Annotated in this window: 8 protein-coding genes and 1 pseudogene; 2 read left to right on the forward strand and 7 right to left on the reverse strand. The window is 65.5% G+C overall.

Annotation, left to right across the window (positions count from 1 at the left end; all coding sequences use genetic code 11):
* Positions 1-528: 528 nt before the first annotated feature.
* From PSQ21_RS18365 to PSQ21_RS18385, 5 genes and pseudogenes are all read right to left on the reverse strand, one after another.
* Positions 529-960 carry a hypothetical protein gene (locus PSQ21_RS18365; RefSeq protein WP_274031631.1) on the reverse strand — a complete coding sequence of 144 codons (432 nt, stop codon included), beginning with the start codon at positions 958-960 and terminating at the stop codon, positions 529-531.
* A gap of 8 nt (positions 961-968) precedes the next feature.
* Complete coding sequence (locus PSQ21_RS18370) at positions 969-5735, reverse strand: putative T7SS-secreted protein (RefSeq protein WP_274031632.1); 4767 nt, start codon at positions 5733-5735, stop codon at positions 969-971.
* Between the two features lie 3 nt (positions 5736-5738).
* Positions 5739-6395, reverse strand: coding sequence for a hypothetical protein (locus PSQ21_RS18375; protein ID WP_274031633.1), 657 nt, complete (start codon positions 6393-6395; stop codon positions 5739-5741).
* Positions 6392-6838, reverse strand: coding sequence for a hypothetical protein (locus PSQ21_RS18380; RefSeq protein WP_274031635.1), 447 nt, complete (start codon positions 6836-6838; stop codon positions 6392-6394). Before PSQ21_RS18380 ends, PSQ21_RS18375 begins: the two co-directional genes overlap by 4 nt.
* 387 nt (positions 6839-7225) lie before the next feature.
* Positions 7226-7481: pseudogene (locus tag PSQ21_RS18385) on the reverse strand (hypothetical protein).
* Positions 7482-7861: 380 nt separating this feature from the next.
* On the opposite strand from PSQ21_RS18385, the gene PSQ21_RS18390 reads away from it, so the two are divergent.
* Entirely contained in the window at positions 7862-8494 is a 633-nt protein-coding gene (locus PSQ21_RS18390) for an RNA polymerase sigma factor (RefSeq protein WP_274031636.1), read from the forward strand.
* The gene (locus tag PSQ21_RS18395; RefSeq protein WP_274031637.1) at positions 8487-9458 is read left to right on the forward strand and encodes a CU044_5270 family protein; all 972 of its coding nucleotides are present in this window, start codon (positions 8487-8489) and stop codon (positions 9456-9458) included. The genes PSQ21_RS18390 and PSQ21_RS18395 overlap by 8 nt, the downstream gene beginning before the upstream one ends.
* A 740-nt stretch (positions 9459-10198) precedes the next feature.
* Here the strand turns inward: PSQ21_RS18395 and PSQ21_RS18400 are convergent.
* Positions 10199-11365, reverse strand: a complete 1167-nt coding sequence (locus tag PSQ21_RS18400) for a hypothetical protein (protein WP_274031639.1) — start codon at positions 11363-11365, stop codon at positions 10199-10201.
* Between the two features lie 154 nt (positions 11366-11519).
* Complete coding sequence (locus tag PSQ21_RS18405; protein ID WP_274031641.1) at positions 11520-13298, reverse strand: UvrD-helicase domain-containing protein; 1779 nt, start codon at positions 13296-13298, stop codon at positions 11520-11522.
* Between the last annotated feature and the right edge of the window lie 5 nt (positions 13299-13303).

The raw sequence follows: 13303 nt of genomic DNA on the forward strand, positions 1-13303 counted from the left end.
GACCGGGCTGCCCTGGGCGGGGCCCGGGCCGGCCCGTGCGCGAGGCCACCCCGGCGTCTCGCGGCCACAGGCGGCCGATCGGTCACACGACCCGAGTCCAGGTCCAGCCGAACGCCATTCCCGGCGACGAGGTTGGAGAGGTGCTGAGCCGCGCTGTTACGTCGGTCGCCGGATGGACATGGTCTGCGGAAGCCGTACCTGACCGCTATTGTCCAGCTCCGCTGGGCACGGATGGGGCATGAGCGGGAAGGCTGGGCGCCAGCACCGTAGATGCCCGGCTTTCGGCCGGTGGGAGCCGAATCCGCAGCCGGCCTTCACGGCATCACAACGGCTGGTCCTCGGAGCAATGGTGTGCCGCGCATTGGTGCGGTTCTGCGTCGTACCCCGGACGCTGATGTCGCATCTGGCTGGGCTACGGCTTTCGTCGCATAGCCGGAGACGCTGTCTGTGAGCTTGCGCGCCTCCGCGGCTTGATCGCTGGAGAGCGTGACGGTGACGCGGGTCGTTGAGGATATCGGACAGAGGATCTCAGTTCGGCGCATCGGAGAAGGGGTGGGCAGTTCCTCCCCAAGTGAATGTGAACTGGCGTTCCGCGACCTCATACCTGACGGTAGCGCCTGAACTTTCCATATCAAATCGCTCATGAAGCCACCCGTCCATGGCCAAAGCCGCCGCCTCGGCCTGGTAGTCGCTCAGGGGGTAATCGAGTGAAGATACGTGAATGAAAATTCCATCGGGCAGGAGTTCGCTCAGGGCGTGAGCATTTAGGGAAACCCCGAACGCCAGCCAGGCGGCGTCTTTCCAGTGCAGGCCGGATGCGGGTAGGCTGAGCCAGACTTTTTTATAGATCTGCATGCTGTGTGGTGGGATCCCGTCGACCAGTGTGGCGGCTTCTGCCTTTAGGTTGACTGCGATCCCACCTGCTGGACCTCGGAAGCGGAACTTGAATACTTCGGTCATGATTTCCTTCAGTCGCCGAAATTGAGAAGATCGAAAATTCGCCTGTGGAAGTAGTGTTCGTCGCCCATCCCTGTGTGGCCGCGGATATAGTCGAAGTCGTGAGGCTTTCCGTCTCCGTATAGGCGACTGTACCGGTCCATGAACGCCTCTGCCTCAGCAGGAGACATCTCCACGACATCGGCTTTATGTAGCGACGAGAAATCTGAGTCGGATATTCTGAATCTCAGAACTTCGACGTCGGCTCCACGGCCGCGGAGCCGTTCCGCGTAGCGAGCTGCTTCCTCCGCTGACCCCCATGAGTAGACACCTTCTCCGTATTGTCCACGAATATCTTCTGTCGGCCAGGGTGTTCCGTCTCCTCGCAGACGAGTCGCGTTGGCAGCATCCTGGACCGAGTAGAACTCGTGATATTCGGGAGCGAGTCCGAGTGGGTCCGCCCAGGTGTGAGGGTTGTGGACATAGGTGGACGGATTCGGAGCGGGAGTCAGCCCCAGAGGGTCCGGCGTGAGGTAGCGAGCGGTCTCGGGATCATAGTGACGGTGGTGGTTGTAATGCAGGCCGGTTTCGGGATCGAAATACTGCCCCGGGAACCGTAGCGGAGTGTAGGTGGTGCTGCCCTTGGCCCAGGCTGTCGTACCCCACAAGGCCGTGCGACTGCGCCAGGCAAGGGTGCCCGCCTCGTCAACGAGTTCGGTGGGACTGCCCACAAGGTCGGTGGCGATGGCGAAGAAGCGTTCGTCGATCGCTTCCTGGGATGCCTCCGCGTCCAGGAGACGTTCCGTCTGTGCCAAGGGGCGGGTGCCCTGATGGTCCCAGGTCAGGGTGACGGTGTGAGGCAGATCGGCCGATTCGGTGGACTGTTCGCAGAGGGTGGTGCCGTCCCAGGTGAAACGGGTCTCCTCCAGCACCGTCTCGCCGTCCTGGGAGAGACGCTGCTTTGCTGTGCGGCGCCCCAAGGGGTCGTACCGGTAGCGCCAACGGGTGCCGTCGGGCGTGACGGTGGAGACCAAGCGGTTCTCCGCGTCCCATGCGTAACGCCAGGTGTCGGGTTTCCGGGAGAGCCGGGCTATCTGGCGCAGGACGATACGCCCGGCTGCGTCGTGTTCGTAGCGCACCTTGCCGGCCTTAACGAGGGTCGTGCCCGTGTATTCGCGCGCGCCGGCCGCATCGCTGCCGGGGTGGTACGAGGGCCAAGAGGCTGAGGTCTGATTGCCCGCGGTGTCGTACGCGTATGTCTCGGTCCAGTTGGCGGCGGTGACCTCGGTGACTCGGCCTGCCTCATCGAGGCCAAAGCGGTGAAGGCCGCGCGAGGCGTCGTCCATCGCCTCGAGATGGCCATCGGCCCGGTAGCTGTAGGAGCGGCGGTTCACCAAGCGGTCGCCCGCCAGCAGGTGCTGCGCGGACAGGCGGCCTGCCTCGTCCCAGGCCGAGGTCAGGGTGACCGTGTCACCAAAGGCGCGTTGTACCTCGCGACCGGTGGCGTTGTAGGCGAAGGTGACGCGGTGGTCGCCGCTGTTCAGGCCGGTGAGACGTCCGGCCGAATCGTACTCGCGGGTGGTGCGCTTCCCGGTGGGAGTGGTCCGGTGGGTACGGCGGCCCAAGGCGTCGTGCGCGAAGGTGAGCACACGACCGTCGGCCAGTTCCGTCTTGACGTGCCCCCCGCGGCCATACTGGTACATGAGGTCGCCGTCCGGCCCGGAAGCCTCCACCAGACGTCCAGCCCGGTCATAGGTATACGCGGTGACCCGGCCCGCAACGTCTTTTCCCACCACCCGGCCGAGTGAGTCGTGCGTGTAGGTGATGGTCTCGCCAAGCGGATTGGTGCGCGCGCTGATCTGTCCGGCGGAGTTCCGGTGGTAGACGTGGACACGCCCGTCGAAGTCCGACTCGGAGACGAGCCGCCCGGCATCGTCATAGGTGTACGACCAGTTCAGGCCCTGCGGATTGGTGACCTGGGTCAGCCGCAGCTCCGCGTCGTGGGTGAACTCGTAGCGCGCGCCGTCCGGGCCCGTGCGTGCCTTGAGCAGGTCGAAGTGGGTGTATTCGAAACGGGTGACACCGCCGACCGGGTCGGTATGGGTGAGGCGGTTTCCTTCACCGTCGTATGTCCAGGTCTCCGTTGTGCCGTCGGGTCCAGTGCGTTGCGCGAGATGGCCGTCGGCAGACCATGTGAAGACGGTGACCGTCCCCACCGGGTTCGTCACGCGCACGGTGCGGCCCAGGGAGTCCCGCTCGTGGCGGGTCACTCCACCCAGGGGGTCGGTGACCTCCAGTGGCAGCCCGGCCGGATCGCAGCTCACCTTGGTGACATGTCCCAGCGGGTCGCTGACCGAGACGAGACGGCCCTGTGCGTCGAAGCCGTAGCGAGTGCTCTGCCCGGCGGGGTCGGTCACAGCGACGCGATTGCCCCGGTCGTCGAACTCCTGCTCCCAGCGGGCGCCGTCGGGCCCGGTGAACCGGCTGGGTAGACCGAGCTGGTTGCGGTCCGTGCGCTGTTCGCTGCCGTCGGGTCGGATGATCGAGGTGAGTCTGCCCGCCGCATCGTAGGCGAAGGCGGTGGTGTGCCCGACGGGGTCGGTACGGGTCAGTTGACGGCCCGAGTCATCGTAGGAGAAGTGTGTGGTGTTGCCCAACGGATCGGTGGTGGCCAGGATGCGGCACGCGCCATCGATCAGGTGCTTCGTACTGCGCCCGTCGGCCGTGGTCAGCGTGGTGAGCCGTCGACCGGTTGAGGGATCCGGCTCGCCATGGGTGAGAGTGAGCTGGAAGTGCCCTGCCTCGCCCCCTTCGGCGACCACCCGGTCTTGGTCGTCGTAGGCGTACGCGTAGCGCGAGCCGTTGGAGTCGGTCCACGAAGTGACCCGGCGGCGGCCATCGTAGGTGAACGTGAGTGACGCGCCCGACGGCTTAGTGACGGTGACGAGGTTGCCATCCGCGTAGCCGTACCCCATGAGGCGCTTCGGCGCGTCACCGTCGACGTGGTCGCTCGCCGTGCGCGGTGAACCGACGAGGTCGAGCGCGGTGACGAGTCCGGAGGCCGTCGTGGTCCGGATCTGGTATCCCGCCGCATGCACGAGCGCCAGGGGGGTGCCGTCCTCGGTGCGGTCGATGGAGATGGTCTGCCCGTTCCGGTCGGTGATCTGGACGAGCCAGGCAGCACCGTCTCCACCGGGTTCGCATCCGGGCGGAGCGGCGAAGTGGCGTACGAGACCGGTTGAGGGATCGGCGACGGTGTAGTCGCCGTCTACGTCGCGGCCCAGGACGCCCCGCGTGGTCCCGGAGCCCGGGAGCGTGGGTAGCCCTGGCACGGGATGGGGGTAGGTGATCAGCAGTCCGTCGTCGGTGACGTGGATGACGCCGGCCGCGTCGATCTCCAGGCGTTCGTCGACGGTGGAAGACCAGGAGGGGCCGAAGAACCGGCCCGCGGTGTAGCTCGATTCCACCCGGCGGGTGAAGGAGAGGGGCAGCACGCCGGGCAGGACAACGTCGGTCTGGGGCAGGAACATGCGCCCGGAGGCGAGGTCGACCGGGTCGGTGCCCTGGATAGTGCGAATGCCGTCAGGGCGGTTGTGGGTGCCGTCGGGTGCGGCGCGCTCCAGTCTGCGTGCGTCGGAGGCGAGGTCGGCAGCTTCCTTCACCACCCGAGCGCCCTTGACACCGGCCCCGGCACCGCCGGTCGCGGCGGTGAGGGCCAGGTCGGGCAGGAGCCTTCCGAACCCTTCGGCGGGGTCCTTCATGAACCCGTCGATCATTTGCTTGCCGGTTCCCCAGGGGTCGTTGGCGACCCGGACGAGCCCGGCGGCGGTGTTGTTGAGCGCGAGCGCGTACTCCGCTGGATGCGTGATGTTGTACGGATCGGTCGGGTTGACGCTCCGCGCGAAGTTCAGGATGCCCGCCGCGCCCTTGACGACGCCGCCCGCGATATGGGTCTTGATCACCTGGTATTCGGCGAGCCCGTCCATGGCCTGCTCGGCGTACCGGGGCTTCGGCGGCGCGGTGTCACGGGCCGCGGTGACGGCATTGCGCGCGGTCTCAGCTGCCGTGTTGCGCTGCTTACGAGCCTCCGCGAGGAGTTCCTGGGCCTCCTCCATCCGGGCGGTGCCCGGGTCACTGAACGCGCCGGGCTTGGGCGGCAGCGAGGAGGGATCACGCTGGTCGGAGGGCTTGGCGTTGTAGGCGTCGACGGCCGTGTTGTACGTGGTCGTCTTCTCGTTGTACGCGTCCCTGGCGTCCTCGGACGCCTTGGTTCCGGCCTTCCACTTGTCGATCGCGGTCTGCGCCTGCCCCTGCGCCCACTCCACGGTCCCCGCGAACGAGTCGAGTGCGCCCGCGGCCTTCTCGAAGGCGTCGGCGGCCTTGAACCACTTGGGCGGCTCGATGGACACGGAGTCCCGGAAGGCGTCGGCGGCCTGCCCCTTGATCGCGGAGGAGTCGACTCCCTTGAGACCACCACCCACCTGGTCGAACGACTCCTGCAACTTCCTCAGATGGGTGGCGGAGGCCCGAATCTTGGACGGACTCCCGTAGATGAGCTTGGTCTTGTCCTCGGTCTGCCCGAGGTCCATCTCGTCGACCTCGGCGCCCATCCGGTTCGCGACGGAGCGGGACTTCTCCCGGACCCAGTCCGCCCCGGACTCCCAGCCGGCGTCATCCAGCCGGTCACCGGCCCAGTTCCCGGCGTCCTCGACCCGGTCACCGGCCCACTCGACACCGTCCTCGACCGCGTCCTCGACGACATCGGGCGTGATGTCGCTGACGAAATCCTTGAACCCCATGCCCTAGTTCCCCCCGCCGCCCTGCTGCTCCTGCTGCTGCCGGGCCCGCTCCTCGGGCGATGGCCCGAACACGTCGTCCACGGACCGGTCGAACGCCTGTTGATCCACGCCGAACAGTTCGTTCAGCTGCTCCGCCCGACGCCCACCGTTCCCTTCCGTGACGAGGGCCCGTCCGGTGTCCTTCCAGGTCTGCCCGGCCTCGTCCGACGTTCGCTCGAACGACTCACGGCTGTAGTCGGGGCTCAGATAGTCCGGGGTGAGCACATCGCCCCACCCCTGCTGGACGATCTCGTCCTCCGACGCATGCGGGTTCCCGACGCCCGCGTTCACGGCGATCTTCAGCGTGCCCTGGACGTACTGGTCCTCCTCCCACACGATCCCCGCCGCCAACCCCAGTTTCGCCGCTATCGCGTTGGCGTCCTGGACCAGCGCCCGCACCCCCCACTCCCACCGCTCGCAGAAGTCCTCGAAGTCCACGGACAGCCCGTGATGCCCGGCTTCCATGCCCGTCATCGACAGGTCCGAGAGCCCCTTGCCGAGCACGGCCCCCGTACCGGTGCCGATCTCCTTCAACTCGGCCACGGCCCCACGCAGTCCGCTGGTGATCTGCTGAACACTGACCGGATCGACGTTGAGGTCTTCAGCACCCGTACCGCTCACAGCCCCCGCCCCCCGCTGGGTACGTCGGCATTGGCATCGGCATCGACGGCGACGGCATCCGGCACGATCCCCACCACCGGCGGGAACAACATCGCCCCGTCCGGATCAGCTACGTTCACCGCGACCCCGGCCGGCACCCCCATCGCCGGAATGACCTCATCCAGCAACCGCGCCCCACGAAACACGGCGTACTCCCAACTCCTGGAGGCGGCCCCGGCCGTCCCCTCCACCACGGCCCGCTCCTCGGCGAACCGGGCCAGAGCGGCCTCGTCGGTGAACCCGCACACCCACCGGATCCCCCCGAACTCGGCGGTCCACAGCCCACCCCGGTCGTACGGCACGAGCACGAGGGCCCGCCGCAGCTCACCCAACAAGGCCCCGGGGTCACCCACCCCGGCCCGCCGCTCGGCTATCCGATCCGCCAGCGCTGCCCCGTCACCCACTGGAAGCCCTTCCCGTACGTGGCCTGTCGCCCTTCACCACTGCACACGCTAGGACACCACGCATGCCCACACCCACGTGGTTCCGGCCGTCCCCACAGCCTCCACACCATGGGTCGGCACCGAACACAAGAAGGGCCCCGGTCTCCGACCGGGGCCCTTCTGAAAGAGCGGGTGACGAGAATCGAACTCGCGCTCTGAGCTTGGGAATCAGCGGTGCTTGAGTCACCGGAAGGGCTCTGACCTGCACTTCCCTGCGCGGAAGCTGGGGTCGCCATGGCCTCTGGAGGCTGTATTTGACCGCTGTTGTCCGATCTGCTGGGCACGGATGGGGCACGGGGGCGATACAGCTGATCCTGCCAGGGGGCGTGCTCGGCGTGGGCCGGCGCGTCAGAGAGGGATGATGCGGACCTGGTTTCCGCAGACTCCGGTCATGTCGTCGCTGTCGGAGGTGAGGAGGGCGACGGGTTTCGGCTGGCGCAGGGCGACCTCGGCGACCGTGGCGTCGATGGCGTACTTGTGTCCGTGCAGTCCGGCGTCTTTGAGAAGCTCAGCCGCCGCCTTCGCCGCCTGTTCAGTGACTGGCTCCACCTTGACGCCGGACAGAGCCCAGTTCGGCTCCCATGTCGTGGAAGACCCGCAGCATCGCGAGGAGCTTGCGCGCCCAGCAGTCATCCCGGTGAACGTCCGTGGTGGGGGCCCGATACCGGCCTCCGCGAGGTTGCAGTCCGGCGCACGGGAACAGCGCGGCCCGGCGACGGGCTGTGGGGGGCGCGGTCGTGGCGGCGGGCCGTGCGGCCGGGGTCTGCTGGTGCTGATCCTGCCGCTGCTAGACGGCCACGTTCCGCTTGCGGGTGGAGATGGAGGTGGTGACCGTCCGGCGGTCGGTGAGGCGCACGAACGGCTGGGTCGGGGCCGCAGACCACGGTGTTGCCGAGGAGCTGAGGGAACCGCTTCGGCGCGAGGGGCGAAGGACAGGTGAAAGCCCAGTAGTCGAGCATCGTCCCTGGGACGAGAGGAGCCCCGATGGCCATCGGAGCAGGTGTCTGCATCGGCACCGCGCGTGCCGATGCAGAGAGCGACGCCTCAGTGATCGCGCGGTCCCGGGATGAGCCCGAGGTGTTTGCCGTGCTCTTCGACCGGCATTTCGACGCCGTGCACCGCTACACGGCCCGCCGCCTTGGCAACGAGGTCGCCGATGACGTCGTGGCGGAGACCTTCACCACCGCATTCCAGCAGCGCCATCGCTACGACCCGGCCCGCGGCACTGGCACCGATGCCCAGCCCTGGCTGTTCGGCATAGCTACGAACCTGATCAGCCGGCACCGGCGGGCCGAGGCTCGCCGGTTCAAGGCCATGGCCCGGGTCCCGGCCCTCACCGATCACGACGAGCCGCTGGCCGACCGTGCCGCGGACCGGGTGATGGCGCGGGCCGTACGCCGCGAGCTGGCTGCGGCGCTTGCCGCGCTGCCCGCTCGCCACCGGGACGTGCTGCTGCTGGTCGCCTGGGGCGGTCTCAGCTACGAGGAAACTGCCCAGGCCCTCGGCATCCCCGTGGGTACGGTCAGATCACGGCTACACCGGGCTCGAGGCAAGCTGCGCGAAGCATTGGGCGGATCAAACCCGACGGCACTGCGAGAGGTATCCGACCATGAATGACGAACTCGAACTCGTGAGGGAGTGGGACGCGGACGCGACCCCGCTCAACGGCCCGGCCAAGGCTCTGGCCCGGCACCGGCTGCTCAACGCGGTGGCCCACGCGGACGAGCGCACCGGCACCGGCCTCGGTCGCCGCAATGCACTGCGCTTTGTGGCAGCTGCGGTGGTCGCCACGGCGGTCACGGGGACGGCAGTGCTGATCGGCACGGACGGCTCCGACGAGGGCGGCGCACCGGCTGCGAGCACCCCACGGTTGGAGTACGCCGCCGTCACGGTGCTGAACGGGGCGGCGGCGTCGGAGCGAGAGCAGGAGAGGGAGCCGGTGGCGCCGCGCGACGACCAGTTCGTCTACTCAAAGCGGATCATCAAGGAGACGGAGCAGAGGACCGGAAAGGTGCGGACCTACACCGACGAGATGTGGGACTCGGTGGGTGGCTCCAAGCCCTCCCTGTCCATGGAACTGGGCCGCGAGATGTGGGAGGAGCCCGCAGGAAAGGGCAACGGGGTGTGGCCGCCCCGGAAGTGGAGGGAGCTGAAGAAGCTGCCTCAAGACCCTGAAAGGCTCGTCCTGGCCATCCTCGCCTCCGGCTCCCGCCCCGACGGCCGGTCGATCAGCGATCTCGACGAACCCCATCGGTATGAGGCCTACTGGCTGCTCGGCGAGCTCCTGAAGAACCCGGTACTGCCCCAGGGGCTGCGCCCCGCGGCATACGAGGCTCTGGCCCACGTGCCCGGCGTCAAGACGATCCCGGGAGTGAAGGACTCCGCGGGGCGGACCGGCGTGGGGATCGCCCACACCGGGCACGGGTCCTACAAGGGCAAGTACCTGATCTTCGACCCGGTGTCGTACGAGTTCCTGGGCTTCCGCGACGAGCGGACCTCGGCCTCGGGGAAGGAGACATACACCCAGCTGTCGCATGTAGTTGAGTGGGGGATCGTCGACCGGTTGAGGCAGCGACCGTAGCCCTCTGTCACGGGGCGGGGACCCGCAGGACCGCGCGCGCTGGTCACTTCCTGACTGCTCCGACAGGCTCGCACTTGGGCGTCGGGATCCGTGGTGCGGGACCCGGCACCGGGGGCAGGGCCGCCACCGGCACCAGGGACCCAACCGTAGGCAAGGAGCCCCGGACCTCGCCCGCCCACTCATACGGCGCGGTCTGCACCAGACCCTGTTCCCGCGTTCTCACACCAGGGGACCTTGCAGTCCGGTCACGGTCGGTTGAGCACGCGGTCCGGGCGGCACTTCGGTCAGGGAGGCGCACCTAGACAGGTCCAGACAACAAACAAGGCCCGGGTCGATGACCTGGGCCTTAGTCGTGGAGCGGGTGACGAGAATCGAACTCGCGCTCTGAGCTTGGGAATCAGCGGTGCTTGGATTGGCGAAGCACCCCTGACCTGCATGTTTAACCGGTCCAGGTGAGGTCGGCGTGGTCTAGGGGCGCCGTGCTTGACCGCTGTTGTCCGCTCCGAAGGGCACGGATGGGGCACGACGGCCGAGAGGCAATCAGTCCCTCTCGCGAACTGCGGCCTGTCGTGTAGTGGGCATGCGGTCAGGCCATCAGTCCTCGTGCGGGGATCCGAGCTCGTGAAGTCGTCCCCCGATGTCGTCGGCCCAAGTCTGTCCCCCCTGAGGCAGCCAGCTGATTGTCACCTCGTCGAGTCCGCAGGCGGCGAACTCCGTATCGTCGCCGGAGCCTCCTAAATTCACCCGGTGCGACTCGTGACGGACGGTGCTCCAGGCCGAGCCACCCTCGCGGGCTCATCGTGCGGGAGCATGCTCATTTGGTCGATTAGCGGCACAACGGCAGAGTGGAGGTCGTCTCCTGCGGGGTTCGGCACTCCGGCATGACGCTCCGCTACCGCGTACCCGGCCCCGGACAACAAGTCCGCGAGCTGCAGTGACGGATGCTCCACAGACTTCCCTCGCCGGAGATGGCCCAGATGCAAGCCGCGGGACAGGTAGCGGAACTCCGGATGTCCGCGGTCGCGTATATCCGTCTCGATGTCGTCGAGATTCACATCGGTCAGAGCCCTCTGGTCATCGACCAACATGTTCACCCTGCCTAGCTTCCGCGACCAGATTTCGGTGACCGCACGGACGGTCGGGATGAGCGGCTCGAGTGCTTGCGGGAGCGTGCCATGGGGCTCGAAGGCGTCTCGGACGTACTCCGTTGCTTCCTGTCTGGTGGTGCGTAGCAGGGCCAGCGTATCTGTGACGTTGCGTCGGTGAGAGCGGGTCCACGCTTGCTCGATGACGTCGAAGAAGTCGTCGGGCGTCACCCGCTGGTCCCGGTTCTTCTGGGAGGTGAAGGCCACGGTCGATGCCAGCAGGCGGTCGAAGAGTGGCGCCCCCAAAGCGCGCGGCCCTTCGGTGAACAGGCTGCGGGCCATCTTCCGAGCCTGGCCTGAGCCACGGATGTCACGGCCCTGCTTGTAGAGCTTCTCCTCGACGAACAGGTCGATCAGTTTGGCAACGACGAAGTAGTGCTTGTCGATGAGATAGACCGAGGCCCGGCCATGCAGAGCACCGCCCGGCGCCAGCAGGCTGGAGAGAATCGGACGGCGCGTGCCATTTTTCGAGCCGGCGAACGCTCCGGAGAACTTCAGCTCCGGAGCCTGCAAGCGAGTGGCCTTGCGGATCTCTTCCACGATGGACTCGGCATCGGCGTCGCTGATGGCCACCGATCCGACCGAGAGGTAACGGCTGCGCGGCGCTCCGTGCAGCTGATCACCATCCCAGCCCGATTCGTCCGCAGCCACCCACCGCCCGTCTTCGGCTGCATCAGCGGTGGGATTGATCTGGTTGCGGCGGGCGTACCTTGGCCCCCGCAGGCCGGTGCCTGGGTTGGGTTGGCGATCGTATTCATTCATACGGCGAATAGTGCGGCACGCCACTTCTCACCGGCAAGGTGCAGGCAACGCTCAGGCCGGGATGCTCGGAATCGAAGTGCCGCCGGCGCTTCAGGCCGCTGCGCACGGTTCGTGCGCTCCGCCATGACTCTCAACCTCCCTGCTGTCACTGAACTCAGGCGGAGGGGGGCTTAATTCCCTCTGGCGAGTACTGAACGTCTACAATACTGACGTCACCTACCCATTCTTTGAGAGTCTCCAAAGCGCTGGAGGAAAGATGAGTTGTAAACAGGAGGACGAGATCTTTTTGAGCGCGCGAGCATGCTACATAGAACAGGTTGCGCGATCTTTCGAAGCGCCTTCTGCCCTGCGCGCTCAATGAATCCCGCTGAGAGAAGTTAGCCAACATGTCCGGAAAGTTGTACTGGGTCCAGCCGCCACCAAAAACGGCTAGAACGCGCGGATACTCGGCTCCCTTGACACCGTGCTGGGTGGAAAAAGGCGTGTTCTCTTCAACATAATCGCGCAGCGCGATAACCTCGCGATAGTCGACGCTTCTGAACTTTCCATAGCTCGCCAGGCGACGAGGTTCAGTAATTTCTTGCCCATCCTCGAGGTCCCGTAGGGCAAGTTCCCAATTGCGGTGCCTGTTGGTGACTGATTGCGGGAGAGAAAAATATTTCTGTTGAAGGAGAATGTTCAAGACGTCTCCGACGGTTCCTTTCGCTCTAGCAGCATTGATCGTTTTGAAAAGATCCGTCCAGCCGGTCTTATCGCTACGTTGTACCATGCGAGGTCTGGAGCGTTTCAAGAGATCGAACATGGGGCCGTACTGCTTGCTATTGAAGAAGTCGCAACAGGGTTCGATGACGTCCAGCAGAAATGCCACGACGTCATCGTTCTTCCGTACGAAATCCTCGTTGCGACTAAAAGACCGATCGATATTGATGAAGCCTAGCTCGGAGGCAATCGAGGAGTGAGTCAGCATCAGCACCTTGGGGTGCCCATCGGCGTCCCAACTCTTCTGCCGATGCAGCCGATCCTCTGTAATCCAGCGAAGTGTTTCTTTAAGGACGTCGTCCGGGATTTGCCCCTTCTTTGAGTGGGTGCCTCGTGGCCCAGTCCAACTATTTGTGTGATATACGGTTACGGATCCAGGCTCGGCATCGCTCACCGCCGCCTGGGGCAACTCCGGGCGCATATGGTTGAGGACGTCGACGACGGCTTGACTGGATCGCCAGTTCGCACGCTTCTGAATCAACGCTACAGGTAGATGATCAATCGATCCACAGGTCTTATCGTAAATCTGCTGCCAATGATCGCCGAAGAATCCGTAGGAGGATCCGAACGAGGAGAGCGCATGCTCTCCAATCATGACCTCGGCCAATCCGGAGGGAGTGTCCTGATATTCATCCACAAGAATGATGGGAAATCTGTCGGATACCAGGTCCCGAAACTTTTGGTTGACGAAAAGACGTATAGCGAGGGCAGGAATGTCATCGTGATGGAGTCGAACAGTATTCTCGTGTATTCCTCGGAATCCAAGGTCGTAGGAGATGTCACACGCCTCCAGGCTGGCCTGTCCCTCCAAGATTCTATCCCAGCCGGACAAATGTGGGATTTCGCGCAGCAGTGACTTCCTGAAAGGAGAGATGATTTCCCAGAGGAATCCGTGAATGGTTTCGGCGAAGATGTGAGGGCTGCCATCGGTGCGACGAATAATTTCGTTCCGGGCAACGTTTGTGTATGTAATACAGGCTACACGCTGCCCCTGGCGCGGAAGAAACCGGCGTCGATTTATCAAAATGTGTCGGAGGGCATCGACTAGGGAGTGGGTTTTTCCCGCCCCGGCTCCGGCCTCCAACTTGAAGTTGCGCCCGTCACTCAATGCCGCAAGGATGCTCTGCAGCGTTTCCTTGCTCTCCTCCTCGGCCGTCGTGACGCTGACACCCATCTGAC

It is taken from the genome of Streptomyces sp. MMBL 11-1, assembly GCF_028622875.1.
Lineage (GTDB): Bacteria > Actinomycetota > Actinomycetes > Streptomycetales > Streptomycetaceae > Streptomyces.

What these genes read in the sequence shown, in the direction of transcription:
- PSQ21_RS18370 (WP_274031632.1), bottom strand. Translation starts at nt 5,735, where the DNA reads ATGGGGTTCAAGGATTTCGTCAGCGACATCACGCCCGATGTCGTCGAG.
- PSQ21_RS18400 (WP_274031639.1), bottom strand. Translation starts at nt 11,365, where the DNA reads ATGAATGAATACGATCGCCAACCCAACCCAGGCACCGGCCTGCGGGGG.
- PSQ21_RS18395 (WP_274031637.1), top strand. Translation starts at nt 8,487, where the DNA reads ATGAATGACGAACTCGAACTCGTGAGGGAGTGGGACGCGGACGCGACC.
- PSQ21_RS18390 (WP_274031636.1), top strand. Translation starts at nt 7,862, where the DNA reads ATGGCCATCGGAGCAGGTGTCTGCATCGGCACCGCGCGTGCCGATGCA.
- PSQ21_RS18365 (WP_274031631.1), bottom strand. Translation starts at nt 960, where the DNA reads ATGACCGAAGTATTCAAGTTCCGCTTCCGAGGTCCAGCAGGTGGGATC.
- PSQ21_RS18405 (WP_274031641.1), bottom strand. Translation starts at nt 13,298, where the DNA reads ATGGGTGTCAGCGTCACGACGGCCGAGGAGGAGAGCAAGGAAACGCTG.